Genomic DNA, 25,207 nt, shown 5'->3' on the forward strand with positions numbered 1-25,207 from the left:
GCGGGCGGCCACGGCGCTGCTGCTGGACGACGGCGGCGGGGGCGGGGGCGGGCCGGCCGCCGCGTCCGGCCCGCCGTCCGGCGCCCCGTCCGCCTCGGCCCCGTCCGCGAGCGCGACGCCGCCCCGGTGCGCGGGCGACTCCTGCGCCGGCGAGGACCCCAAGGCGATGGGCTGTGACCAGGACGTGTACTCCGCCGCCGCCACCTGGCTGTACGGCACCCACGTCGAACTGCGGTACAGCCCGGCGTGCCGGGCCGCGTGGGGCAGGATCGCCTCCGCGAGCGTCGGCGACGGGGTGCGGGTGGCCGGCAGGGACGGCACCGCGCAGGGCAACCGCATCCGGTACGAGGCCGACACCTACACCCCGATGATCGCCGCCCCGAAGCCGTCCCAGGCCCGCGCCTGCGCCCTGCTGAGGACCGGGAAGACCGGCTGCACCCCCTGGGGCGGCCCCACCCCCGTGACGGCCCCCCAGCCCGAACCGAGCGGCTGACCCCCTCGGCGCCGGGCCGCCGGGGCGGGGGAGTGACACGGCCCCCCGCCGCCCCGCCTGACGCGTGGTGACCGGCCCCCTCCCGCCCGCCCGTCGCCCCGCCCACCACCCCATCGGTCGCCCCTCCCCATCAGGGAGCCCTGACGCGTGGTGACCGGCCCCCTCCCTCCAGGTGATCGGCGCAGCCCTTCGGATAGCCTGACGGATATCTCTCGACACCAAGAGATCTTCGCTGCCGGGGCGAGGGACGCCCCCGGGGCGGCAAGGGAACCAACAGGAGAAGGCAATGACTCGCACTCCCGTGAACGTCACCGTCACCGGTGCGGCAGGCCAGATCGGCTACGCACTGCTGTTCCGCATCGCCTCGGGTCAGCTCCTCGGGCCGGACACCCCGGTCAGGCTCCGGCTGCTGGAGATCACCCCGGCGCTCAAGGCCGCCGAGGGCACCGCGATGGAGCTGGACGACTGCGCGTTCCCGCTGCTCGCGGGCATCGACATCACCGACGACGCCAACGTGGCGTTCGACGGCGTCAACGTGGCCCTGCTGGTGGGCGCCCGCCCCCGCACCAAGGGCATGGAGCGCGGCGACCTGCTGGAGGCCAACGGCGGCATCTTCGGCCCGCAGGGCAAGGCGATCAACGACCACGCCGCCGACGACGTGAGGGTCCTGGTGGTCGGCAACCCGGCGAACACCAACGCCCTGATCGCCCAGAAGCACGCCCCGGACGTCCCCGCCGAGCGCTTCACCGCGATGACCCGCCTCGACCACAACCGGGCGCTGTCCCAGCTCGCGAAGAAGACCGGCGTGCCGGTGTCGGAGATCGGGAAGCTCACCATCTGGGGCAACCACTCGGCGACCCAGTACCCGGACATCTTCCACGCCACGATCGCGGGCAAGAGCGCCGCCGAGGCCGTGAACGACGAGAAGTGGCTGGCCGAGGAGTTCATCCCGACCGTGGCCAAGCGCGGCGCCGCCATCATCGAGGCCCGCGGCGCGTCCTCCGCGGCCTCCGCCGCCAACGCCGCCGTCGACCACGTCTTCACCTGGGTCAACGGCACGCCGGAGGGCGACTGGACCTCCGCCGCCGTGGTGTCCGACGGCTCCTACGGGGTGCCGGAGGGCCTGATCTCGTCCTTCCCGGTGACCGCGAAGGACGGCCGGTTCGAGATCGTCCAGGGCCTGTCGGTGAACGAGTTCTCCCGCACCCGGATCGACGCCTCCGTCCAGGAGCTGGTGGACGAGCGGGACGCCGTCGCCCGCCTGGGCCTGATCTGACGCACCCGCCCGGGGCGGAGCCGCCGCCGCCCGGCTCCGCCCCGGGCGGCGGGTCTCCCGCCGAGCGCCCCCGCGCCGCCTACCGCGCCGTCAGCTCCCGCGCCATCTCGTCCACCAGACCGAGGGCCCGCCGGAACAGACCCGCCCCGAAGGTGACCCGCGCCGCCCCCAGCTCCCCGAGCCGCTCGGGCGAGGGACCGCCGGGCAGGTGCAGCGCGTTGACCGGCCCGCCCGTGCCGGCGGCCAGCTCCGGCAGCAGCTCCGCCGGTGCGAAGATCGGGTAGACGCAGTCGGCGCCCGCCTCCAGGTAGCACCGGCCCCGTGCCACCGCGTCCGCCGGCCCGCCGCCGCGCCCCGGCAGGAACGTGTCCACGCGGGCGTTGACCACCAGCGCGTCCCCCGCCGCCGCGCGCACCTCGGCCAGCCACCGCGCCTGCCGCTCCGGCGGGCGCTGCTCCCCGCTGCGCGGGTCGGTGTCCTCCAGGTTGCAGCCGACGGCCCCGGCCGCCAGCAGCCGGTCCACCAGCTCCGCCGCGGACAGCCCGTACCCGGCCTCCATGTCCGCCGTCACCGGCACCGGCACCGCGCGGGCGATCCGGGCGACCGCGGCGAACATCTCCTCCGGCGGGGTGCCCTCCCGGTCGGCGTAGCCGAGGGAGGCGGCCACCCCGGCGCTGGTCGTGGCCAGCGCGGGGAAGCCGGCCTCGGCGAACGCCCTGGCACCGGCCGCGTCCCAGACGTTGGGCAGGACCAGCGGATCCGGCCCGTGGTGCAACTCCCGCAGCGCCGCGGCCGTCACGCGAGGCTGCCCGGCACGTAGTCGCCCGCCGGGTGGCGGGTGGCCACGTTGATCCGGTTCCAGCCGTTGATCACCACGATGAGGCCGATGAGCCGGGCCAGCTCCTCCGCCGGGAACGCCTCGGCCGCCTCCCGCCACACCTCGTCCGAGACGCCGCCCCGCCCCAGCTCGGTGACCTGCTCGGTCAGGGCGAGCGCGGCCCGCTCCCGCTCCGAGTACAGGTGCGGGGCCTCCCGCCAGGCGCTCAGCAGGTGGATGCGCTGCTCGGTCTCGCCGGCGGCGCGGGCGTCCTTGGAGTGCATGTCCAGGCAGAACGCGCAGCCGTTGAGCTGCGACGCCCGCAGCTTGACCAGCTCCGCGAGCACCGGGTCCACTCCCTGGTGCGCCACCTTGTTCAGGTCGTGCAGCGCCCGGTACACGTCCGGCACCGTCTTGTACCAGTTCATCCGGTGGCCGTGCTCCACGTTCCCGCTCCTCGGGTCGTTCCTTCGCTTGCGCTCCTCACGCTAGAGCGCCGCCGGAGCCCGGGTATGGTCCACTTCCGTGCGGGAATCGTGGGCCACCCTGGGCGTCGACCTCCACCTGGACCTCACCGGGCCGAGGGTGCGCGAAGGGCTCACCCGCGCGCTGCGGGAGGCCGTCAGCGGCGGGCGGCTCGCCCCCGGCACCAGGCTGCCGTCGTCCCGGGCGCTCGCCCACGACCTCGGCGTGGCCCGCAACACCGTCGCCGAGGCGTACGCCCAGCTCGTCGCCGAGGGCTGGCTGACGGCCCGGCAGGGCTCGGGCACCTCCGTCGCCGCCCGGCCGCTCCCCGCCCCGTCCGCCGCCCCGCCGGTCACCCGCCCCGCCGAGGAGGCCCCGCCGTACGACCTGCGGCCCGGCGCGCCCGACCTGTCGGACTTCCCGCGCACCGCGTGGCTGGCCGCGGCGCGCCGCGCGCTGGGCGCCGCGCCGAGCGACGCCTTCGGCTACGGCGACCCGCGCGGCCGCCCCGAGCTGCGCGAGGCGCTGGCCGGGTACCTCGCCCGCGCCCGCGGCGTGCGCGCCGACCCGGAGCACCTGGTGGTCTGCTCCGGGTTCCTGCACGGCCTGTCCCTGCTGTGCGCCGCGCTGCACGCGGCCGGCGCCGCCACGCTCGCCGTGGAGGAGTACGGCGTGGGGTACCACCGCAACGCCGCCGCCGCGAGCGGCACCCGCCCGGTGCCGGTGCCCGTGGACGGGGAGGGCGCCCGCACCGACCTGCTCACCGGCGACGCGGCGCTGCTCACCCCCGCGCACCAGATGCCGCTCGGCGCCTGCCTGACCCCGCGCCGCCGCGCCGCCGCGGTCGCGTGGGCGCGCGCGGCCGGGGCCGTGGTGATCGAGGACGACTACGACGGCGAGTTCCGCTACGACCGGCAGGGCCCCGGCGCGCTCCAGGGCCTGGACCCCGGCCGGGTGGCGTACCTGGGCACGGCGTCCAAGAGCCTGGCGCCGGGCCTGCGCCTGGCGTGGATGGCGCTGCCGGAGCACCTGGTGGAGCCGGTCGTCGAGACCAGGAAGCTGCGCGACGCGCACTCGTCCGTCACCGACCAGCTCACCCTGGCCGAGTTCCTGCGGCACGGCGGCTACGACCGGCACCTGCGCCGCGCCCGCCTGCGGTACCGCCGCCGCCGCGACCGCCTGGTCGCCGAGCTGGCGCGGCGGGCGCCCCGGGCCCGGGTGACGGGCGTGGCCGCCGGGCTGCACGTCCTGGTGCGCCTGCCGGACGGCGCGGACGAGGCCGAGGTGGTCCGCCGCGCCGCCGCCCGCGGGCTGGCCCTGTACGGCCTGGCCGACTTCGGCTTCCGCCCGGCGCCCGGCGCGCCGCCCGCCCTGGTGGTCGGCTACGGCACCCCGCCGGAGCACGCGTTCGCCGGCGCGCTCGAGCGGCTGTGCGAGGTGCTCGGGTAGCGGACGGGGGCGGGGCGGGGCCGCCCGGCGGGCGCCGGGCGGCCCGGTGGGAGCCGTCAGGCCCCCAGCACCTCGCGCAGTTGCTCCAGGCCCCAGTCCAGGTCCTCCTTGGTCACCACCAGCGGCGGGGCGATGCGGACGGTCTGGCCGTGGGTGTCCTTCACCAGCACGCCCCGGTCCATCAGCGCCGTGGACACCTCCCGCGCCGTCCCGTGCTCCGGGGCGATGTCCACCCCCGCCCACAGGCCGCGGCCCCGCACCGCGGTGACCGCGCCCGTCCCGGCCAGGGTGCGCAGCTCGCGGTGCAGGTGGTCGCCGAGCTCGGCGGCCCGGCGCTGGAACTCCCCGGTGCGCAGCATCGCGATCACCTCCAGGGCGACCGCGCAGGCCAGCGGGTTGCCGCCGAAGGTGGAGCCGTGCTCGCCCGGCCGGAACACCCCGAGCACCTCGCGGGAGGAGACCACCGCGGAGACCGGCACCACGCCGCCGCCGAGCGCCTTGCCGAGCAGGTACATGTCGGGCACCACGCCCTCGTGCTCGCAGGCGAAGGTGCGCCCGGTGCGGCCGAGGCCGGACTGGATCTCGTCCGCGACGAACAGCGCGCCGCGCTCCCGGGTGATCTCCCGCACCGCCTCCAGGTACCCGGCGGGCGGCACCAGCACCCCGGCCTCGCCCTGGATGGGCTCGATGAGCACGGCCACCGTGTCGTCGTCCACGGCCTCGCGCAGCGCGTCGGCGTCGCCGTACGGCACGATCGTGAACCCGGGGGTGTAGGGCCCGTAGTCGGCGCGGGCCTCGGGGTCGGTGGAGAAGCTGATGACGGTGGTGGTGCGGCCGTGGAAGTTGTTGGCCGCCACCACGATCCGCGCCCGCCCGTCCGGCACGCCCTTGACCCGGTAGCCCCACTTGCGCGCGGTCTTCACCGCCGTCTCCACCGCCTCGGCGCCGGTGTTCATCGGCAGCACCATCTCCATGCCGCACAGGTCGGCGAGCTCCTCGCAGAAGGCGGCGAAGCGGTCGTGGTGGAACGCCCGGGAGGTGAGCGTCACCCGGTCGAGCTGGGCCTTGGCCGCCTCGATCAGCCGGGGGTGGCGGTGCCCGAAGTTCAGCGCGGAGTACCCGGCCAGCATGTCCAGGTAGCGCCGGCCCTCCACGTCGGTCATCCACGCGCCCTCGGCCGAGGCCACGACCACGGGGAGCGGATGGTAGTTGTGCGCGCTGCGGGCGTCGGCGGCCGCGATCAGCCGGCTGGAGGCGGAGTTGACGGGTGCGGTGCTCATGGAACGCTCCCTTGCGGATATTTCGGCGCCTGCACGCGGTCTGCCGAGTCATTCTGTGGGTGGGAGTGGGCTTTGCCCATCGATCTTTTCGCATCGGGGCGCCCTCGGCAAAGGTTTCGGTGAGCGGGCGGTCGAGGGCCGCTCACGGTCGCGTCGAGCCGGGCCCCGTCACCGGGACCGCGCGGCGCGGAGCCAGTAGGGTGGGAGGGCCGCGACTGGCGACTGCGTGGAAGCGACCACGAGGAAGCGGCGAGGCGGGGTCCCGCGCCCGGAGCGGGTGGGGCGCCCCGTGACCACCCCGCGGTGCCGTCCGCCTGGGCCCCCGGTTACCCCACGCGCGCGCCCGCCGCGCGCCGAGTAACCCGGGAGGACCCGTTGACCACGCGAGTGAACACCCAGTCCGCGCTCGCCAGGACCGACCCCGAGCTGGCCGCGCTGATCCGGGCCGAGGAGCGGCTCCAGGCGGAGACGCTGCGGCTCATCCCCAGCGAGAACTACGCCTCCGAGGCCGTGCTGGAGGCCGGGGCCACGGTCCTCCAGAACAAGTACAGCGAGGGCTACCCCGGCCGCCGGTACTACGAGGGCCAGCAGAACGTCGACCCGATCGAGAACCTGGCGATCGCCCGGGCCACCGCCCTGTTCGGCGCCGACCACGCCAATGTGCAGCCGTACTCGGGCTCGCCCGCCAACCTCGCCGTGTACCTGGCGTTCGCCGAGCCCGGGGACACCGTGCTCGGCATGTCGCTGCCCATGGGCGGCCACCTCACCCACGGCTGGGGCGTGTCCGCCACCGGCAAGTGGTTCCGCGGCGTGCAGTACGGGGTGCACGCCGGGACCGGCCTGATCGACTACGACCAGGTGCGGGACCTGGCCCGCGCCGAGCGGCCCAAGCTGATCTTCTGCGGCGGCACCGCGGTGCCGCGGGTCATCGACTTCGCCGCGTTCGCGGAGATCGCCCGGGAGACCGGCGCGGTGCTCGTCGCCGACATCGCGCACATCGCCGGCCTGGTCGCGGGCGGCGCGCACCCCTCGCCCGTGCCGCACGCCGACGTGGTGACCACCACCACCCACAAGACCCTGCGCGGCCCGCGCGGCGCGATGATCCTGGCCCGCGAGGAGCACGCCAAGGCCGTCGACAAGGCAGTCTTCCCCGGCCTCCAGGGAGGCCCGCACAACCACACCACCGCGGGCATCGCGGTGGCGCTGCACGAGGCCGCCCAGGACACCTTCCGGGCCTACGCCCACCAGGTGGTGGCCAACGCCAGGGCGCTGGCGCGCGAACTGCTCCAGCGCGGCTACGACCTGGTCTCCGGCGGCACCGACAACCACCTGGTCCTCATCGACCTGACGGGCAAGGAGGTGCCGGGCAAGGCCGCCGCCCAGGCGCTGGACCGGGCCGGGGTGGTGGTGAACTACAACACCGTCCCGTTCGACCCGCGCAAGCCGTTCGACCCCTCCGGCATCCGGATCGGCACCCCCGCGCTCACCTCCCGGGGGCTGCGCGAGGAGCACATGCCGGCCGTCGCCGACTGGCTGGACCGCGGCGTGACCGCGGCCCGCACCGGGGACGAGGACGCCCTCCTCGCCATCCGCGGCGAGGTCCGCGAACTGATGGCCGCCCACCCGGCGCCGGGGCTGCGGGTGGACTGACCCGTGCCCGCCCGCCCGGGGCCCGCCCGCCGCGGGACGGGCGGGCCCGCGGCGGGCGGGGCCCGCGTCGTCATGCGGATCACGCCCCGGGGCACCCGTTCCACGAGTGCCCCGGGGCGTGACCCCGCGTGCCGCGGGACGTGGCGGACGGCGCGGCAAACCGCTTGGCGATCCTGAGAGAATGTGGCCATGGCCAACCTCGACCGCCCCCGCGTGCTCTCCGGGATCCAGCCCACCTCGGGCTCGTTCCACCTCGGCAACTACCTGGGCGCCGTGCGGCAGTGGGTCGCCCTCCAGGACACGCACGACGCGTTCTACTGCGTGGTCGACCTGCACGCGATCACCATCGCCAAGGACCCCGAGGAGCTGCGGAGCAACACCCGGCTCGCCGCCGCGCAACTGCTCGCCGCCGGTCTCGACCCGGACCGCTGCATCCTGTTCGTGCAGAGCCACGTGCCCGAGCACACCCAGCTCGCCTGGGTGATGAACTGCATCACCGGCTTCGGCGAGGCGTCGCGGATGACGCAGTTCAAGGACAAGTCCGCCAAGCAGGGCACCGAGGGCACCACGGTCGGCCTGTTCACCTACCCGGTGCTCCAGGCCGCCGACATCCTGCTGTACCAGGCCGACGCGGTTCCGGTGGGCGAGGACCAGCGCCAGCACCTGGAGCTCACCCGTGACCTGGCGACCCGGTTCAACGCGCGTTACGGCGAGCTGTTCACGCTCCCCGCGGCGTACATCGTCAAGGAGACCGCGAAGATCGTGGACCTCCAGGACCCGACGATCAAGATGAGCAAGTCGGCGTCCTCGCCGAAGGGCATCGTCAACCTGATGGACGACCCGAAGACCTCCGCCAAGAAGATCAAGAGCGCGGTCACCGACACCGACACGGTGATCCGCTTCGACGAGGAGGCCAAGCCGGGCGTGAGCAACCTGCTCACCATCCACTCGGCGCTCACCGGCACCCCTGTCCCCGAGCTCGAGCGGTCCTACGAGGGCAAGGGCTACGGTGCCCTCAAGACGGACCTGGCCGAGATCTTCACCGAGTGGGTCGCCCCGTTCCGCGAGCGGACACAGGGCTACCTGGACGACCCGGAGACCCTGGACGGCATCCTCGCCAAGGGCGCGGAGAAGGCCAGGGCCGTGGCGGCGGAGACGCTGGCCGCGGTGTACGGGAGCATCGGCTTCCTGCCCGCGAAGCACTGAGCCGGGCACCCGGTCGCCCCGGCGGGCGCCCGGGTGCCGCCGCAGGGCCACGGGGGAAGCCGCCGGGAAAGCTGCAACGGTCCGTACCGAGTGGGATGGAGAGACCTGTGGGGAGCTGCGTGATCGGCGTGTCCATCGCGGTCCCGGAGCCCTTCGGCAGCCTGCTCCAGCAGCGCCGCGCGGGCTTCGGTGATCCGCAGGCCGCGCTCATCCCCACCCACGTGACCCTGCTGCCGCCCACCGAGGTGGACGTCGAGGCGCTGCCCGGGATCGAGGCGCACCTGGCGGACGTGGCCGACCTGGGCAGCCCGTTCGAGGTGTGGCTGGACGGCACCGACACCTTCCGGCCGCTGTCCCCCGTGGTCTACGTCCGGCTGGTGCGCGGCGCCGAGGAGTGCCGCGAACTCCAGGAACGGGTGCGCTCCGGGCCGCTGGAGCGGGAGCTGGCCTTCCCCTACCACCCGCACGTGACGGTGGCGCACGGCATCCCCGACGAGGCGCTGGACCGGGCGCACCTGGAGCTCGCCGACTTCCGGGCGGCCTGGGCGGTGACGGGCTTCGCGCTGTACGAGCAGGGCGGCGACGCGCGGTGGCGGCTGACCCGCGAGTACCGCTTCCCGGCGCCCGCGGTGCCGCACCAGCCGGCGAGACTGCCGGCCCGCCAGCCGGGCGGCTGAGCCCCCGCTCGGCCGCGGGGCCGAGTGCGTGGCGGGGGTTCCTCCGGAGGTCAGGCTGCTCCGCCCCCCGCACCCCCCCGGGGTTCCGGGCGGGTGGTCTTCGGGGAGGGCCGGGGCTTTGGCCTGTGGCCCGCTGCCGGGGCTCCGCCCCGCGCGCGCTTGGGTGTTGGGTGGGGTTGCGCAGGTCGGGACCGCGCCGTTCCGCAACGCTCAAGGCCCCCCCACGCAACTCCCCGAGTGCCTTGCCGCACCCGGCCCTGGGCCTCCGCCCTCACCCGATCCCCGGGTGCCCGCCCCCCTGGCCCCCTCCCGGGTGCCGTTCTGCGGGGCGGGGTGGGCGGGAGTGGTGGTGGCGGATTCGGGGCAGTCGCCGGGTATGGACTGGTTGGCCAGGGTGCCGGTGGTCGGGCCGGGGTTCGCCCGGCTGATGCGGACGCGTGTGTGGCGGGCCTGGCAGCACTACAGCGACGTGGGTGGGGACCGCTTCGCGGCGGCGGTGGCCTACACGGGGTTCGTCGCGCTGTTCCCGCTGGTCGCGGTGACCGCCGCGATGGCCGCCGCCTTCCTCACCCCGGCGCAGGTGGAACGGGCCGAGAACCGGTTCTCCGACCAGTTCGGCTTCCTGTCCGACCGGCTCGACCTGGACGGCCTGGTCAGCAACGCGGGCACGGTCGGCCTCGTCGGCGCGGTGTGGCTGCTGCTGTCCGGGCTGGGCTGGGTGGACGCGCTGCGCAGCTCCATCCGCGGGGTGTGGCGGCTGGCGGCCGACCAGGAGAACATCCTCGCCAGGAAGGGCAAGGACCTGCTGGTCCTGCTCGGCCTCGGCGGGGTGCTGGCCGTCTCTCTCGGCGGCTCGGCGCTGGCCACCGTCCTGGTGGGGCAGGCCGCGGACTCGGTGGGCCTCGCCGCGCAGCGCCCCGGCGCGGTCCTGCTGCGCCTGACCGGTCTGGCCATGGCCGCCGCCGCCGACTTCCTGCTGGTGGTGTACCTGCTGCGCTGGCTGCCCGGCCTGCACCCGAGGCGGCGCTCGCTGGCCCAGGCCGCCCTGATCGGCGCCGTCGGGTTCGAGCTGCTGAAGCTGCTGCTGTCCGGCTACCTCAGCGGCGTCGCGGGCAAGAGCATGTACGGCGCGTTCGGCACCCCGGTCGCGGTGCTGCTGTGGATGAACTTCATGGCGCGGCTGCTGCTGTTCTGCGCCGCGTGGACCGCGACCGGCACCGGGCGCCGCCGCCCCAGGGAGCGGGAGGTGCGGTGCTTCCCGATCGACGAGGACGGCGCCGTGGAGGTCCCGGACGGGCGGACCGTCACCGCCGCGGACGGCGCCGCCGCCGCGGGCCCGGCGGCCGAGAAGGCCCCGGCGGACGGGAGCCGTCCCCGCGCCAGGACCTGACCAGGCGCACCACCGGCACCGGCGCCCTGCGCCGGTGCAGCAGCAGCACCACCGCGCCGAGCACCATCACCACCCCCGCCAGGGTGGCCAGCGCCCCGGGCCCGCCGGAGTCCCCGGCGGCGGCCGTGTCCGGCTGCGGGCCGCCCGCCCGGGTGCCCGGCCGCCCGTCGTCGGGCCGGGCCGCGGGCCGCTCCCCGCCGCCGGCCGGCTTGTCGTCCTCGCCCACCGCCAGCGTGCCGACCGGCTCCGCCCTGCCCGCCGCCGCGAACCCCCAGTCCAGCAGCTCGGCCGCCTCCCGGTAGACGGCGAGGCCGCCGCCGTCCGGGCGCAGCACGGTGACCAGCAGGGTCCGCCCGTCCCGGACGGCCGCGCCGGTGAAGGTGCTGCCCGCGCCCGAGGTGTAGCCGTTCTTCACCCCGATCAGGCCCGGGTAGGCGGGCAGCGAGGAGAAGCCGGTGAGCAGGCGGTTGGTGTTCTGGATCTCGAACGTCTCCCGCGGGCGGGTCTCGGCGCGGCGGCCTCCCGCCTTGCCGTCCTTCCGGTCCGCCGCCCGGTCCCGCGCCCCGCCGGCCTGCTCGGTCTTCCGGTCCTCCTCCTTCTTCTTCTTCTTCTTGTCCTTCGGGTTCTTGCCGTCGTCCTTGTAGCCGCCGGGGAACTTCGCGGTCTTCGTGGCGCAGTACTCGCGGAAGTCGGCCTTGCGCAGCCCCGAGCGGGCGAAGAGCGTCAGGTCGTAGGCGGAGGACACCTGCCCCGGCGCGTCGTACCCGTCCGGGCTGACCACGTGGGTGTCCCGGGCGCCGAGCTCCTCCGCGTGCTCCTGCATCTCCCGCACGGTCCGGTCCACCCCGCCGTTCATGGCGGACAGCACGTGCACGGCGTCGTTGCCGGAGGAGAGGAAGACCCCGAGCCACAGGTCGTGGACGGAGTAGCTCAGGTCCTCCTTGATGCCGACCAGGCTGCTGCCGGGCTGGACGCGGTCCAGCTCCTCCAGGGTGGCCAGGTGCCGGTCGTCCTTGTCCAGCTTGGGCAGCAGCGTGTCGGCGAAGAGCATCTTGAGGGTGCTGGCCGGGGCGAGCCGCCAGTGGGCGTTGTGCGCGGCGAGCACCTCGCCGCTCCCGGCGTCCGCGACGATCCACGAACGCGCCGTCAGATCCTCGGGCACCGGCGGCGCCCCGTCCGCCAGGCGCACCTGGGTGCCGGGCCGGCCCAGCAGCGGCCCGCCGACGGTGGACATCCCGTCCGGCGGCGCAGGCTCCGCGGACTTCCCCGGCTTGCCGGTCCTACCGGACTGGTGCGCGGGCGGCGCCGCCGCGGCGGGGGAGGCGGAGGCCAGCAGCGCGGCAACGCTCAGTGCGGCGAGGGCGTGACGACGTAGGCACACTCCGAGACCGTACCTGGTGAACGCCACCACCCCGGCCCGATTATCGGACGCAATTGAGTGATGTCCCTCATGTCCGCCGCACCGTCAGGTCCCCGGCGGGGGGCTACCGTTCGTCCTCGGGCCACTTCCTGGTGTCGCGGGGCTCCACGTAGGGCTCCTCCTTCGGCGGGAAGCCGCCCTTGATGGCCCGCTCGCGAGCCAGTTCGGCGTCGAACTCCAGGCCGAGCAGGATGGCCAGGTTGGACAGCCACAGCCAGACCAAGAAGATGATCATACCGGCGAGGGTGCCGTAGGTCTTGTTGTACGAGCCGAAGTTGGCCACGTAGAGCGCGAACCCCGCCGACAGCAGCATCCACAGCACCACGGCGATCGCGCTGCCCGGCGTCAGCCACCGGAAGCCCCGCACCCGGACATTGGGCGACGCCCAGTACAGGACCGCGACCATCAGCATCACCAGCAGCACCAGCACCGGCCACTTGGCGTACTGCCAGACCCTCAGGCCGGTGTCGCCGACGCCGAGCGCCGTGCCCACCTGGTCGGCGAGCCCGCCGGTGAACACCACGATCACGGCGCTCACCGCCATCAGCACCATCAGCAGCAGCGTCACCCCGAGCCGCAGCGGCAGCACCTTCCACGCCGGGCGGCCCTCGCGGACGTCGTACACCGCGTTGGCGCTGCGGATGAACGCGGCCACGTAGCCCGAGGCCGACCACAGCGCGGCGACCAGGCCGACCACCGCCAGCACGCTGCCGGTGGCGGAGGAGCCGCTCAACTGGCGGACGGCGTCCTGGAGGATGTCCCGCGCCGAGCCGGGGGCCAGCTTCTGGATGTTGTCGAGCACCGCGTTCGTCGCCGACTCGCCGATGATCCCGAGCACCGAGACCAGCACCAGGATCGCCGGGAAGATCGACAGCACCGCGTAGTAGGTCAGCGCCGCCGCCCGGTCGGGCAGCTCGTCCTCCATGAACTCCTTGACCGTGCGGCGCAGCACCGCGGGCCAGGACCGGGCCGGCAGGCCGGAGAGCTGGTCGGGGGCGGCCTCCTCCTGCCGGCGGGTGGGGCCGGGGCCCTCGTCGGCGGCGTGCCGCTCCCCGGCCTCGCGGGTGTCGTCGCGGTTGTCGTCGCGGCCGTGGTGGGAGCCGTGGCGGTGCTTGATCAGTCTGAGGGTCATGCAGCCCTCCTCGCGCCTTCCGGTGCCGTTTTCGTCGCGTCCCTCAACCACCGGGTTGCCGGGATCCGCGCGGTGAACCGTGTGGAATGTCCGGTTTCTGTGGCGGGTCGCGGGGTAGGCGGCGGGATTCGGCCGGCGAGCGGCGGGACGGGGGCGCTCAGCCGCCGGCCGGGCGGCGCAGCGGGCCCCACGACGTGCCGTGGTTCTCCACGGTGGCCGCGGCCTCCTCGATGGTGCCCTCGGAGATCCGTCCGACGACCTTCACGCAGTGCACCAGCGGCTCGTTGTCGGGCCCCCGCCCGACCTCCTCGCCCGTGAAGACCCACGGGAAGACGTCGGGCCCCTTCTCCCGGGGCAGATGGCTGTAGTCGTAGAGGCGTCTGGCCACCCACACCAGGACCGGGCGGTCACCCCACCACGGCTCGACCGCGAGGGAGTTCGCGGAGAGCCCGGGCAGCGGGCTGCCGGTCAGGTCGTCCCGGCTGCCGCCGCGGGGGATGTCCACGTCCGGCCCGCGCGACCAGCGGACGAACAGCGGCGGACCGCCGTCCACCAGAGCCGCGAGCTCCTCCAGGGAGTCCAGTACGCGCAGCGCAGAAGTGGGCATGCGCGTACGGATCCCCCGGAAAGCGGCAGCTCAATCCCTCTGGAAACAGGTCAGGACGCCGCGCCGGTGGAGGCGGGGTGCCGCGGGGTGTCCCGCTCCGCCCGGTCCTCGCCGGGCCCGGTGTGCCGCGCGGCGCGGGCGCCGCGCAGGCCGAGCAGGCCGATGGCGGTGCCGAGCACGAGGGAGACGACCGCCAGGGTGAGGTGGACCCAGAAGTACCCGGTGGGGTCGCCGTCGTCGAACGCGAGCCCGCTGGAGTCCTTCCACAGGTTGCGCGCGAACGTCGTCCAGACCACCCAGCTCCACACGCCGAAGCCGAGCAGGAACCAGGAGGCGGTGCGGCTGAGCTTCATGTTCCCAGTATGCGCCCGGGCCCGGGGCGGCCTCCCGGCGGCCCGCCCCGGACCCCGGGATACAGTCCGCGAGTGGCTCTGATCCTGCTCATCCTGGTGATCGCCGTGGCCCTGCTCGGCGGCGTGCACTACTACCTGTGGCGACGGCTGGTCCGCGACACCACCCTCCCCGGCAGCCGCGCCCGCCGCGCCGGCACGATCGCGGCCCCGGCGCTCGCCGTCCTCGCCGTCGCGGCGCTGATCGGCGGCAGGACCCTGCCGATCGAGGTGGCGCGGGTCCTGGCGTGGCCCGGCTACCTGTGGCTGGCGATGGTGCTGTACCTGGTGCTGGCGCTGCTCGCCGGGGAGCTGCTGCGCCCGCTGCTGCTCGCCGTGCTGCGGCGGCGCGGGACGCCGGGCGGAACGGCCCGGACGGCGGCCCCGGCCGTGTCCCCGGCCCCGGCGCCGGCCCCGTCCGCGGAGGAGAACCGGAACCGGGCCCAGGCACCGTCCGCCCCCGCCCCCCAGGAGCCCGCCGCCCAGGAGCCCGCCGCTCCGGAGCCCCGGGCGCAGGAGCCCGAGCCCGCCGCCCCGCCCGCGGACGGCCCCCCCGCCGCCCCGCCCGCCCCGCCCGCCCCCGCCGAGGACGGCCGGGACCTCGCCCGCCGCCTGTTCGTCGGCCGGTCCGTGGCGCTGCTCGCCGGCGCCGCCGCCACCGCGACCGTCGGGTACGGCATGCGGCAGGCGCTCGGCCCGCCCCGCCTGAAGCGGGTCACCGTGCCGCTCGCCAAGCTCGACCCGCGCTCCCACGGCTTCCGGATCGCCGTGGTCAGCGACATCCACCTGGGCCCGATCTCCGGCCGCGCCCACACCCGGCGGATCGTGGACACCATCAACCGCGCCGAGCCCGACCTGGTGGCCATAGTCGGCGACCTGGTGGACGGCAGCGTCGCCGAGCTCGGCCCCGCAGCCGAGCCGCTGGCCCGGCTGCGGGCCAGGCACGGCAGCTTCTTCGTCACCGGCAACCACGAGTACTTCGGCGACGCCCAGGAGTGGGTGGACCACGTGCGCTCCCTGGGCGTGCACCCGCTCCAGAACGAGCGCCTGGAGGTCGGCGGGTTCGACCTGGCGGGCGTCAACGACGTGGAGGGGGAGAGCGAGGGCCAGGGCCCCGACTTCGAGCGCGCGGTCGGCGACCGGGACCCGGCCAGGGCCTGTGTGCTGCTCGCGCACCAGCCCGTGCAGATCCACGACGCGGTGCGGCACAAGGTGGACCTCCAGTTGTCCGGGCACACCCACGGCGGCCAGATGTGGCCGGTGCACCTGCTGGCGGGCCTGGAGAACCCCACGGTCGCCGGTCTCGAGCGGTACGGCGACACCCAGCTCTACGTCACCCGGGGCGCCGGGTTCTGGGGGCCGCCGGTGCGGGTGGGGGCGCCGCCGGACATCACCGTCGTCACGCTCGCCTCGCCGCGGGCGTAGGACCGCACCGGCAGCTCCACCTCCACCGCCAGGCCCGCGCCCGGCGCGGTGTCCAGGCGCACCGTGCCGCCGTGCGCCTGGACCACGGCCTGCACGATCGACATGCCGAGCCCGCTGCCGCCGGTGACCCTGGCCCGGTCCGGGTCGGCGCGGAAGAAGCGGTCGAAGACCCGGGCGGCGTCCTCGGGCCGCATCCCGGGCCCGCGGTCGGCGACCCGCAGCACCGCCGTCTCACCCCCGCCGCGCACCTCCACGGTCACCGGGGTGTGCGCGGGCGTGTGCGTGCGGACGTTGCTCAGCAGGTTCGCGACGACCTTGCGCAACTGGGCCTCCTCGCCCGGCACCTCCAGGCGCACCGGGGCCCGGAGGTGCATCGGCCGTTCCGGCTGGAGCGCGGCCAGGTCGTGGACGCCGTCCCTGGCGAGCGCGGCCAGGTCCACCGGGGCGGTGGGCCGGCCCGCGGGCTGCTGGTCGAGCCTGGCCAGCACCAGCAGCTCGTCCACCAGGTGACCCATCCGCCCGGCCTCGGCCGCCACCCGCCCGAAGGCCCGCTTCTGCTCGTCCGGGCCGAGGATGCCCTTCTCGTACAACTGGAGGTAGCCGCGGATGGACGCGATGGGCGTGCGCAGCTCGTGGGAGGCGTCGGCGACGAACTGGTGGAGCTGCGCGGTGGCCCGCTCCCTGGTCTGGAACGCCGTCTCGATCTGGTGCAGCATCGCGTTCAGCGCGTTCCGCAACTGCGCCACCTCCGTGGAGTCGCCGTGCGCCTCCACCCGGCGGGACAGGTCGCCCTCGGAGATCGCCGACGCCGTCTCCACCATGTCCTTCAGCGGGCGCAGCTTGCGGCCGGAGCCCATCAGGGACAGCGCGGTGAGCAGGCCGAGCAGGCACACGCCCACCACGGCCTCCACGACGCACAGCTTCTTCACCGCCGAGTGCACCCCGTTCAGCTCGATGCCGGTGAGGATCACGCCGCCGTCTTCCAGTTGCACCGCGACGACCCGGTAGACGTCGGGCCCCGCGTGCACGGTGGTGGCGGCGCCCGAGGCGGCCAGGGCCGCGGGGTCGGTGACGGCGGCGGCGAGCTGGGCGCGCTCCTCGGCCCCGTGCCCGTCCAGCCCCGCGCACGTGTCGGTGACCCGGCCGGCGGAGTCGAGCACCACGAACGGGCTCTGGGTGAACCCCTCGGGCGCCTCCTGCCGTCCGGCCCGCTCCCAGATCCGGGCGGCGGCCGCGCACCACTGCCGTACGGTCACCCCGTCCACGGCCCCGGAGGCGAGGGTGCTGCGCTGGCTGTCCAGCTTGGCGTCGATGTCGCCGACCAGCACCTGGTACATGCCGGCCAGGGTCGCCGCGGCGGCGATCACCAGTCCCACGGCGAGCAGCACCACGTTGGTCAGGGCGAGCTTGCCGCGCAGGGAGTGCGGGTGCGGCAGCAGGCCGCGCAGGGCCCGCAGCGCCCGCGCGTCCCGCGGGTCCAGCGGGCGGGGGAACGGCGGCGGGAACCTCATGCGTCGTCCTCGCCGCGCAGCCGGTAGCCCACGCCCCGCCGGGTGATGATCAGCGGCGGGCCGAGCGGATCGAGCTTGCGCCGCAGATAGCTGATGTAGGTCTCCACGACGGTGGACTCCACGGAGAAGTCGTACTGCCACACGTGCTGGAGGATCTGCTCCTTGGTGACCACGCGGTCGGCGTTGCGCAGCAGATAGCGCAGCAGGTTGTACTCGGTGGGCGTGAGGTCCACCGGCCGCCCGGCGCGGCGCACCGTGCAGGTGGCCTCGTCCATCTCCAGGTCGCCGTGGCGCAGCACGCTGCTCGCGGGGACATCCCGCCGGGTGCGGCGCAGCACCGCGCGGATCCGGGCCACCACCTCGTCCACGTTGAACGGCTTGGTGATGTAGTCGTCGCCGCCGAGGGCGAGCCCGCCGAGGATGTCGGACGGGGCGTCGCGCGCCGTGAGGAAAATCACGGCCAGCCCGTCCTGTTCGGCGCGCAGCCTGCGGCACACCTGCCAGCCGTTGCCGTCGGGCAGCATCACGTCGAGAAGCAGCAGGTCGGGGCGGTGTTCCCGGGCCCGTTCCACGGCCTGGCGCCCGGTGGCGGCGTGGACGACGGAGAAGCCGTGGAACTTGAGGGTGATCTCCAGGATGTCGGCGATGCTCGGCTCGTCCTCGACGACAAGTACCGTGGCCGGACGGGTGGGACTGTCCATCGCTCCAGTATCGGGCCGGGTCCCGGTGCGGGCGGCGGTCGTGGCTTGGGATCGGCTCACAGGAACTTGTGAGTTTCCTTGGAGAACTTGCTCTCGCTTGTTCGACGTTGTGGGCACCACGGACGCTGAACATCAAAGCGAGGAATCGTCGCATCAGCACCACCGCATCGGACCGGCGGGGGGCCGGCCCGGCGCGTGGTGCGAAGCCGGGCATCCGGCGCACCGCACACAACGTAAAACAGCAACAAAAGTACGAAACGGACAGGAGCGTTCACGGTGGCCGCATTGGCACGCTGGTGCTTTCGGCGCAAATGGGTGGTGATCCTGCTGTGGCTGCTCGCCATGGTGGGACTGGGGGGCGCCAGCGGGGCGCTGGGAGACCGGTACTCCAATGCCTTCGAGCTTCCGGGAACGGAATCCTCCACGGCCCTGGACCTGATGGAGAAGGCGTTCCCCGCGCAGTCCGGTGAGTCGGACCGCGTGGTCTGGCAGGTCGAGGACGGCACCGTCCGCGACGCCGAGGTGCGGCGGGAGATGACCGCCGCGCTGGACAAGATCAAGGCGCTGCCGGACGTCGGGGAGATCGCCAGCCCCTACGCGAAGGAGAACGCCACCCAGATCAGCAAGGACGGCCGTACCGCGTACGCCACCGTCACCTGGACCCTGCGCGGCAACGAGCTCACCGCCGACCAGATGAAGGAGTTCGTCGACGTCGCGCAGGAGCCGGCGAAGGACGGCCTGAAGGTCGAGGTCGGCGGCACCGCCGTCCAGCTCACCGAGGAGCCGCCCGCCCACCTCGCGGAGATGGTCGGCATCGCCGCCGCCGCCGTGGTGCTGTTCCTGGCGTTCGGCTCGCTGTTCGGCATGCTGCTGCCGATCGTCACCGCCATCTTCGGCGTCGGCATGGGCATATCCGGCATCATCCTGCTCAGCCACGGCATGAACATGGCCGACGTGTCCCCGATGCTGGCCACGCTGGTCGGCCTCGGCGTCGGCATCGACTACGCCCTGTTCATCGTCACCCGCCACCGCAAGGGCATCCTGCGCGGCCGCACCCCGGAGGACTCGGCCGTCCAGGCCATCAACACCTCCGGCCGCGCCGTGCTGTTCGCGGGCGCCACGGTGTGCATAGCCCTGCTCGGCATGTTCGCGCTCGGCCTGTCCTTCCTCAACGGCGTCGCCGTCGCCGCCGCGCTGACCGTGGTCCTGACCGTGGCCGCGTCCGTCACCCTGCTGCCCGCCATGCTCGGCGTGCTCGGGATGCGGGTGCTCAGCCGCCGCCAGCGCCGCAGGCTCGCCGAGAACGGCCCCGAGTCCGGCGAGGCCACCGGCGCCGCCGCCCGCTGGTCCTCCTTCCTGGAGCGCAACCCCAGGGCGCTGGCCGCCGTCGCCGTGGTCGTCATGGCGGCGCTCGCCATCCCCACGCTGTCCCTGCGCCTCGGCTCCTCCGACCAGGGCAACAACCGGGAGAGCACCACCACCCGCCAGGCCTACGACATGCTGGCCGACGGCTTCGGCCCCGGCTTCAACGGCCCGCTGACCATCGTCGCCGAGACCCCGGCCCCCGGGGACCACGCCGCGCTGGAGAAGCTGGTCGCCGCCGCCCGCGAGACCGAGGGCGTGGCGCAGGCCGCGGTGATGCCGGCCAAGCCCGACGCGAAGTACGCGATCGCGCAGATCGTCCCCACCACCTCGCCGCAGGACAAGGCCACCGACGAGCTGATCGACCGGCTGCGCGCCGACGTCGTCCCCGAGGCCGAGCGCGGCAGCACCATGCAGGCGTACGTCGGCGGCCAGACGGCGATCTTCAAGGACTTCGCCGCCGTGCTGATGGACAAGCTGCCCATGTTCATCGGCATCATCGTGGCCCTCGGCTTCCTGCTGCTGCTGATCGCGTTCCGCAGCCTGGTGGTGCCGCTGACCGCCGCCGCGATGAACCTCATCGCCGCGGCCGCCTCCTTCGGCGTGCTGGTCGCGATCTTCCAGTGGGGCTGGGGCGGCGAGGCGCTGGCCGGCGGCCGGGAGGGCCCGATCGAGGCGTTCCTGCCCGTCATCATGCTCTCGCTGCTGTTCGGCCTCTCCATGGACTACCAGGTCTTCCTGGTCAGCCGGATGCACGAGGAGTGGGTGCACACCCGCGACAACCGCCGCTCGGTGCGGGTCGGCCTCGCCGAGACCAGCCGGGTGATCAACTCCGCGGCCATCATCATGATCTGCGTGTTCGGCGCGTTCCTGCTCAGCGGCGACCGGATCATGGCGATGTTCGGCCTGGGCCTCGCGGGCGCGGTCGCGCTGGACGCGTTCATCCTGCGGACCGTGCTGGTGCCCTCGCTCATGCACATGTTCGGCAACGCCAACTGGTGGCTGCCGGAGTGGCTGGACAAGCGCCTGCCCCACTTCGCGGTCGAGCCGCCGGACGAGGAGACCCCGCCGCCCGGCACCGCCGCCACCGAGCAGGAGAAGGTCCCGGTCGGCACCTGACCCGCACCGGAGCAATCCCCACGAGCCTCCGCCCCCTCACCGGGGGGCGGGGGCTCGCCCCTTCCCCGGGACCGGAAGGCACGACGGGCCCGCGCCCGCCCCCGGAACCCGAAGTCCCCGAGACCCGGCCGCCCCCGGAAAGCCGAAACGGCGGGGGCCCGGACCAGTGGTCCGGGCCCCCGCCGTGGAAGTGTCCGCGCTCCCGCGCGTCAGAAGCGGCGCGTGAGCAGCGCCCGCTTCACCTCCTGGATCGCCTTGGTCACCTCGATGCCGCGGGGGCACGCCTCGGTGCAGTTGAACGTGGTGCGGCAGCGCCACACGCCGTCCTTCTCGTTGAGGATCTCCAGCCGCTGCTCCCCGCCCTCGTCACGCGAGTCGAAGATGAAGCGGTGGGCGTTGACGATCGCCGCCGGGCCGAAGTACTGCCCGTCGTTCCAGAACACCGGGCACGACGTGGTGCACGCCGCGCACAGGATGCACTTGGTGGTGTCGTCGAACCGCTCCCGCTGCTCCGGGGACTGCCGGCGCTCCCGCGTCGGCTCGTTCCCCGTGGTGATCAGGAACGGCATCACGTCCCGGTACGCCTGGAAGAACGGCTCCATGTCGACCACGAGGTCCTTCAGCACCGTCAGGCCCTTGATGGGCTCGACGGTGATCGGCTTGTCGGGGTTGACGTCCTTGATCAGCGTCTTGCACGCCAGCCGGTTCCGGCCGTTGATCCGCATCGCGTCGGACCCGCAGATCCCGTGGGCGCAGGACCGGCGGAAGGTCAGCGTGCCGTCGATCTCCCACTTGATCTTGTGGAGGGCGTCGAGGACCCGCTCCTTGGGGTCCATCTCGATCCGGTAGTCCACCCACGCGACATCAGCCGACACCTCGGGGTTGAACCGGCGCACCCGCATGGTCACCTGGATGCGCTCCACGGCGACGGAAGGCGCCGGGGCCGCGTCCTCGGTCTTGTCGAGCGTCGTTGTGCTCATCAGTACTTACGCTCCATCGGCTGGTAGCGGGTCTGCACGACCGGCTTGTAGTCGAGCCGGATCGACACGGTGCCGTCGGCGCCCTCCTCGCGGTACGCCATGGTGTGCCGCATGAAGTTGACGTCGTCCCGGTTCGGGTAGTCCTCGCGGTAGTGGCCGCCGCGGGACTCCTTGCGGGCGAGCGCGGACACGGCCAGCACCTCGGCCAGGTCCAGCAGGTTGCCGAGCTCCACGGCCTCCAGCAGGTCCGTGTTGTACCGGCGGCCCTTGTCCTGCACGGTGACGTTGCGGTAGCGCTCCTTGAGCTCGGCGATGTCGGCCACCGCCTGCTTCAGCGTCGCCTCGGTGCGGAAGACCATCGCGTTGACGTCCATGGTCTCCTGGAGCGCGGTGCGGATCTCCGGGACCCGCTCGTTGCCGGTGCCGGTGCGCAGGCCCTCGATCAGCTCGTGGACGGCGCGCTCCGGCTGCTCGGGCAGCTCCACCCAGTCGGCGCCCGACGCGTACTCGGCCGCGGCCAGACCCGCGCGGCGGCCGAAGACGTTGATGTCGAGCAGCGAGTTGGTGCCCAGGCGGTTCGCGCCGTGCACGGACACGCACGCCACCTCGCCGGCCGCGTAGAGGCCGGGCACGACGTCGGTGTTGTTCGCCAGCACCTCGCCGCGGACGTTCGTCGGGATGCCGCCCATCGTGTAGTGCGCGGTGGGCTGGATCGGGATCGGGTCCGTGTACGGCTCGATGCCGAGGTAGGTGCGGGCGAACTCGGTGATGTCCGGCAGCTTCGCGTCGAGCTGCTCCGGCGGCAGGTGGGTCAGGTCCAGGTAGACGTGGTCCCCGTCGGGGCCGCAGCCGCGGCCCTCGCGGATCTCGGTGTAGATCGCGCGGGAGACCACGTCGCGGGAGGCGAGGTCCTTCATGACGGGCGCGTAGCGCTCCATGAAGCGCTCGCCGTCCTTGTTCCGCAGGATGCCGCCCTCGCCGCGGGCGCCCTCGGTGAGCAGGATGCCCATCCGCCAGATGCCGGTCGGGTGGAACTGGAAGAACTCCATGTCCTCCAGCGGCAGCCCGCGCCGGAACGCCACGGCCTGGCCGTCGCCGGTCAGGGTGTGCGCGTTGGAGGTGACCTTGAAGAACTTGCCGCAGCCGCCGGAGGCGAACACCACGGCCTTCGCCTGGAAGACGTGGATCTCGCCGGTGGCCAGCTCGTACGCGACGACGCCCGCCGTCTTGCCGTCGTTCAGCAGCAGGTCGAGGACGTAGAACTCGTTGAAGAACTCCACGCCCTGCTTGACGCAGTTCTGGTACAGCGTCTGGAGGATCATGTGACCGGTGCGGTCGGAGGCGTAGCAGGAGCGGCGCACCGGGGCCTTGCCGTGGTCGCGGCTGTGGCCGCCGAACCGGCGCTGGTCGATCTTGCCGTCGGGCGTCCGGTTGAACGGCAGGCCCATCTTCTCCAGGTCCAGGACCGAGTCGATGGCCTCCTTCGCCAGGATCTCGGCGGCGTCCTGGTCGACCAGGTAGTCACCGCCCTTGACCGTGTCGAAGGTGTGCCACTCCCAGTTGTCCTCCTCGACGTTGGCGAGGGCCGCGGCCATGCCGCCCTGGGCGGCGCCGGTGTGGGAGCGGGTCGGGTAGAGCTTGGTCAGCACGGCGGTGCGGCTGCGCTTGGTCGCCTCGATGGCGGCGCGCATCCCGGCGCCGCCGGCGCCGATGATGACGGTGTCGTACTTGTGCGTCTGCATGAGGTCGCGTCCCAGCCCTGGTCTAGCGGATGTTCGGGTCGAAGGTGAAGATCACCAGCGTCCCCAGCAGGATGGTGAACGCCGAGGCGGTGTAGAGCAGCATCTTCAGCCAGAACCGCGTGGTGTCCCGCTCGGCGTAGTCGTTGATGATCGTCCGCATGCCGTTGGTGCCGTGGAGCATGGCGAGCCACAGCATCAGCAGGTCCCAGGTCTGCCAGAACGGGGACGCCCAGCGGCCGGCGACGAAGGCGAAGCCGATGCGGGAGACACCGCCGTCCAGGACCAACTGGATGAGCAGGTGGCCGAGGACGAGGACCACCAGGACGATGCCGGACAGCCGCATGAACAGCCAGCCGTGCATCTCGAAGTTCGTGCGCGTCGTGCGCGGCGTACGGCGCGTCCTGGCCCGCGGCGGCTCGATGACCGGGGCGGGGTTGTCGGGGCTGTAGGCGGCGCTCGAGGAGGTCATCTCGATGGGCGATTCCACGGACACGTTCTCGTCACTCCCCGAACACGGTGGCGGCGGCGTGGTGCAGCACGGGGTACGCGGCCCCGGCCATCAGCACGACCCAGATGCCCATCACCGTCCACAGCATCTGCCGCTGGTACCGGGGGCCGTTGCCCCAGAAGTCGACGGCGATGAGGCGGAGGCCGTTGAGGGCGTGGAACAGGACGGCGGCGACCAGCCCGTACTCCATCAGGGAGACGATCGGGTGCTTGTAGGTCGCGATGGCGTCGTCGTAGGCCTCGGGAGAGACCCGGACGAGCGCCGTGTCGAGGACGTGCACGAACAGGAAGAAGAAGATGGTCACACCGGTGACTCGGTGAGCCACCCAGGACCACATTCCTTCCCGGCCGCGGTACAACGTTCCAGCCGGCACGGAAACTACCCTCCGAGTGCGGGGACAAGGGCCTGCCGGCTTCACTGTCGGTCGGGCCCGGCCGGATCACGGTCCACCGGCCCTGGCCATCGTAGCGACGCCATCACGCCCGCGAGAGCGGGGGGTGGTACAGGTGTGAGCAATTACTCCCTGTGCGCCGCCCCACCCCGACCCGCGCCTCTCCGGGCGCCCGGGCCCGTCCGGGGGAGGGAGGGGGCCGGACGGGTGGGCCGCTTACACCGGGTGCGGGGGCAGCGGCGGGGGCCGTGTCCCGTCACGGGGCACCTCGGCGTGGCGGGGAGGGCTCTGGCGCCGCAGGGCACCTCTTGACGGCCCACCCCGAGCACCCGCACCGAGTCGCCCCGCCCACCGCCCCGAAAGGGGCGACGGGCGGGCGGGAGGGCCACTCCTGTGAGGGACCGTTCCTGCTACTGCGGGACCGCCGGCCTCTCCGTCGTGGTGACCAGGTGGGCCAGCCGGGCTCCGGCGACGCGGCGGAGTTCCTCGGCGGCGACCGGGCGCTCCTCCTCGGGGGAGTGGTTCAGCCGGGTGCGCAGGGCGGTGAGGACCCGGTCGAGGATCTGGTCGGACGGCAGGTCGTCCAGGTGGACGACGAACACGTGCCCGAACCGGCTCTCGTACGCGGCGTGCGCGGCCCGCAGGGCGGTCTCGGCGGCCCGGTAGACGGACGCGCCCGGGTGGAGCAGCGGCTGCGGCACCCCGCTCTCCTCGGCGAGCGCCTCCGCGAGGTCGCCGGCCGTCAGGTCGTAGGACGCCTCCGCCGCGGCGGCGAGCAGCGCGTCCAGGTCGGGGTAGGGGCGGTGGCGGGCGATGCGCCGGGCCCAGCGGCGGCTGCCGCAGCAGGCGAGGAGGGCGGCTTCGGCGTCACCCTCCGGCGCGGCGTTGAAGCGGTGCAGCCCTCTCGGGGCGGCCCCGGTGTGCTCGCTGGTCAGCGGTACCTCCCGGGCTGTGCGGGTGGGAGCCCACGCCTCGCCGCCGGGGGGTGAATGCGGCACTGCGAGGCGGGAGTTGGGTGGTTGTTCGGGGGGCGGAGCCAATGTAGTGCGCCGGGCGCGCCCGTGCTCGGGCCTGGCGACAAGTTCACCCTTCGGTGGGGTAGGCGTCACATGGGTTGACGCGGGGGGCGGGTGGTGCGGGAGGGTGCGCGTGCCCCGCCGCCGCGCCCCCGGGCCGCCCGTCCGCCGTCGCGGCCGCTCCGCCGTTTCCACCTCTCC

Annotated in this window: 23 protein-coding genes; 9 read left to right on the plus strand and 14 right to left on the minus strand. The window is 73.8% G+C overall.

The features are described from left to right. A partial coding sequence (locus ACYVO2_RS16980; RefSeq protein WP_461008669.1) for a DUF2690 domain-containing protein occupies nt 1-493 on the plus strand: 493 nt, incomplete at its 5' end. A gap of 286 nt (nt 494-779) precedes the next feature. Next, nucleotides 780-1,769 (plus strand): malate dehydrogenase, encoded by a 990-nt coding sequence (locus ACYVO2_RS16985; protein WP_461008670.1) that lies wholly within the window; start codon nt 780-782, stop codon nt 1,767-1,769. A 79-nt stretch (nt 1,770-1,848) separates the two neighbouring features. Here ACYVO2_RS16985 and ACYVO2_RS16990 read toward each other — a convergent pair whose 3' ends face one another. Together ACYVO2_RS16990 and ACYVO2_RS16995 are read right to left on the minus strand one after the other, a co-directional pair. Beyond that, nucleotides 1,849-2,568: an isocitrate lyase/PEP mutase family protein gene (locus ACYVO2_RS16990; protein WP_461008671.1), complete on the minus strand. Its 720-nt coding sequence runs from the start codon at nt 2,566-2,568 to the stop codon at nt 1,849-1,851. Next, a complete protein-coding gene (locus ACYVO2_RS16995; RefSeq protein WP_461008796.1) occupies nt 2,565-3,014 on the minus strand; it encodes a carboxymuconolactone decarboxylase family protein in 450 nt (149 codons plus the stop codon). The genes ACYVO2_RS16990 and ACYVO2_RS16995 overlap by 4 nt, the downstream gene beginning before the upstream one ends. A gap of 97 nt (nt 3,015-3,111) precedes the next feature. On the opposite strand from ACYVO2_RS16995, the gene pdxR reads away from it, so the two are divergent. Further along, on the plus strand, nt 3,112-4,500 hold the full coding sequence (gene pdxR, locus ACYVO2_RS17000) for a MocR-like pyridoxine biosynthesis transcription factor PdxR (RefSeq protein ID WP_461008672.1): 1,389 nt from the start codon (nt 3,112-3,114) through the stop codon (nt 4,498-4,500). 56 nt (nt 4,501-4,556) lie between these two features. On the opposite strand, the gene rocD is transcribed toward pdxR, so the two are convergent. Further along, a complete protein-coding gene (rocD, locus tag ACYVO2_RS17005) occupies nt 4,557-5,780 on the minus strand; it encodes an ornithine--oxo-acid transaminase (protein ID WP_461008673.1) in 1,224 nt (407 codons plus the stop codon). Between the two features lie 375 nt (nt 5,781-6,155). On the opposite strand from rocD, the gene ACYVO2_RS17010 reads away from it, so the two are divergent. The 4 genes from ACYVO2_RS17010 to ACYVO2_RS17025 all read left to right on the plus strand — a co-directional run bounded on the left by ACYVO2_RS17010 (nt 6,156) and on the right by ACYVO2_RS17025 (nt 10,703). Then, nucleotides 6,156-7,430, plus strand: coding sequence for a serine hydroxymethyltransferase (locus ACYVO2_RS17010; RefSeq protein ID WP_461008674.1), 1,275 nt, complete (start codon nt 6,156-6,158; stop codon nt 7,428-7,430). Nucleotides 7,431-7,613: 183 nt separating this feature from the next. Further along, nucleotides 7,614-8,636 (plus strand): tryptophan--tRNA ligase, encoded by a 1,023-nt coding sequence (trpS, locus tag ACYVO2_RS17015; protein WP_461008675.1) that lies wholly within the window; start codon nt 7,614-7,616, stop codon nt 8,634-8,636. Between the two features lie 107 nt (nt 8,637-8,743). Next, nucleotides 8,744-9,313, plus strand: a complete 570-nt coding sequence (locus ACYVO2_RS17020) for a 2'-5' RNA ligase family protein (protein WP_461008676.1) — start codon at nt 8,744-8,746, stop codon at nt 9,311-9,313. A gap of 286 nt (nt 9,314-9,599) precedes the next feature. Next, on the plus strand, nt 9,600-10,703 hold the full coding sequence (locus ACYVO2_RS17025) for a YihY/virulence factor BrkB family protein (protein ID WP_461008677.1): 1,104 nt from the start codon (nt 9,600-9,602) through the stop codon (nt 10,701-10,703). Here ACYVO2_RS17025 and ACYVO2_RS17030 read toward each other — a convergent pair. The 4 genes from ACYVO2_RS17030 to ACYVO2_RS17045 form a co-directional block, all read right to left on the minus strand. After that, entirely contained in the window at nt 10,618-12,084 is a 1,467-nt protein-coding gene (locus ACYVO2_RS17030) for a D-alanyl-D-alanine carboxypeptidase family protein (RefSeq protein WP_461008678.1), read from the minus strand. The genes ACYVO2_RS17025 and ACYVO2_RS17030 overlap by 86 nt on opposite strands. A gap of 103 nt (nt 12,085-12,187) precedes the next feature. After that, nucleotides 12,188-13,255 carry a YihY/virulence factor BrkB family protein gene (locus ACYVO2_RS17035; protein WP_461008679.1) on the minus strand — a complete coding sequence of 356 codons (1,068 nt, stop codon included), beginning with the start codon at nt 13,253-13,255 and terminating at the stop codon, nt 12,188-12,190. Between the two features lie 157 nt (nt 13,256-13,412). After that, complete coding sequence (locus tag ACYVO2_RS17040; RefSeq protein WP_461008680.1) at nt 13,413-13,862, minus strand: DUF6098 family protein; 450 nt, start codon at nt 13,860-13,862, stop codon at nt 13,413-13,415. 50 nt (nt 13,863-13,912) lie between these two features. Then, the gene (locus ACYVO2_RS17045) at nt 13,913-14,215 is read right to left on the minus strand and encodes an SCO4848 family membrane protein (RefSeq protein WP_461008681.1); all 303 of its coding nucleotides are present in this window, start codon (nt 14,213-14,215) and stop codon (nt 13,913-13,915) included. Nucleotides 14,216-14,287: 72 nt separating this feature from the next. Between ACYVO2_RS17045 and ACYVO2_RS17050 the strand changes: the two genes are divergently transcribed. Beyond that, the gene (locus ACYVO2_RS17050) at nt 14,288-15,676 is read left to right on the plus strand and encodes a metallophosphoesterase (protein WP_461008682.1); all 1,389 of its coding nucleotides are present in this window, start codon (nt 14,288-14,290) and stop codon (nt 15,674-15,676) included. Here ACYVO2_RS17050 and ACYVO2_RS17055 read toward each other — a convergent pair. Next, nucleotides 15,580-17,187 carry a sensor histidine kinase gene (locus tag ACYVO2_RS17055; protein ID WP_461008683.1) on the minus strand — a complete coding sequence of 536 codons (1,608 nt, stop codon included), beginning with the start codon at nt 17,185-17,187 and terminating at the stop codon, nt 15,580-15,582. The genes ACYVO2_RS17050 and ACYVO2_RS17055 overlap by 97 nt on opposite strands. Continuing rightward, nucleotides 17,184-17,888 carry a response regulator transcription factor gene (locus ACYVO2_RS17060; RefSeq protein WP_461008684.1) on the minus strand — a complete coding sequence of 235 codons (705 nt, stop codon included), beginning with the start codon at nt 17,886-17,888 and terminating at the stop codon, nt 17,184-17,186. The genes ACYVO2_RS17055 and ACYVO2_RS17060 overlap by 4 nt, the downstream gene beginning before the upstream one ends. Nucleotides 17,889-18,164: 276 nt before the next feature. On the opposite strand from ACYVO2_RS17060, the gene ACYVO2_RS17065 reads away from it, so the two are divergent. After that, on the plus strand, nt 18,165-20,369 hold the full coding sequence (locus ACYVO2_RS17065) for an MMPL family transporter (protein ID WP_461008685.1): 2,205 nt from the start codon (nt 18,165-18,167) through the stop codon (nt 20,367-20,369). Nucleotides 20,370-20,578: 209 nt separating this feature from the next. Here the strand turns inward: ACYVO2_RS17065 and ACYVO2_RS17070 are convergent, their stop codons facing one another. The 5 genes from ACYVO2_RS17070 to ACYVO2_RS17090 form a co-directional block, all read right to left on the minus strand. Beyond that, nucleotides 20,579-21,349, minus strand: coding sequence for a succinate dehydrogenase iron-sulfur subunit (locus tag ACYVO2_RS17070; protein WP_461008686.1), 771 nt, complete (start codon nt 21,347-21,349; stop codon nt 20,579-20,581). Then, on the minus strand, nt 21,349-23,091 hold the full coding sequence (gene sdhA, locus ACYVO2_RS17075) for a succinate dehydrogenase flavoprotein subunit (protein WP_461008687.1): 1,743 nt from the start codon (nt 23,089-23,091) through the stop codon (nt 21,349-21,351). The genes ACYVO2_RS17070 and sdhA overlap by 1 nt, the downstream gene beginning before the upstream one ends. A gap of 22 nt (nt 23,092-23,113) precedes the next feature. After that, a complete protein-coding gene (locus ACYVO2_RS17080; protein ID WP_461008797.1) occupies nt 23,114-23,560 on the minus strand; it encodes a succinate dehydrogenase hydrophobic membrane anchor subunit in 447 nt (148 codons plus the stop codon). A gap of 31 nt (nt 23,561-23,591) precedes the next feature. Further along, nucleotides 23,592-23,972 carry a succinate dehydrogenase, cytochrome b556 subunit gene (gene sdhC, locus ACYVO2_RS17085; protein WP_461008688.1) on the minus strand — a complete coding sequence of 127 codons (381 nt, stop codon included), beginning with the start codon at nt 23,970-23,972 and terminating at the stop codon, nt 23,592-23,594. Nucleotides 23,973-24,400: 428 nt separating this feature from the next. Next, a complete protein-coding gene (locus ACYVO2_RS17090; protein ID WP_461008689.1) occupies nt 24,401-24,988 on the minus strand; it encodes a 2-oxo-4-hydroxy-4-carboxy-5-ureidoimidazoline decarboxylase in 588 nt (195 codons plus the stop codon). Nucleotides 24,989-25,207 lie beyond the last annotated feature (219 nt).

The organism is Streptomyces capparidis, assembly GCF_054782095.1.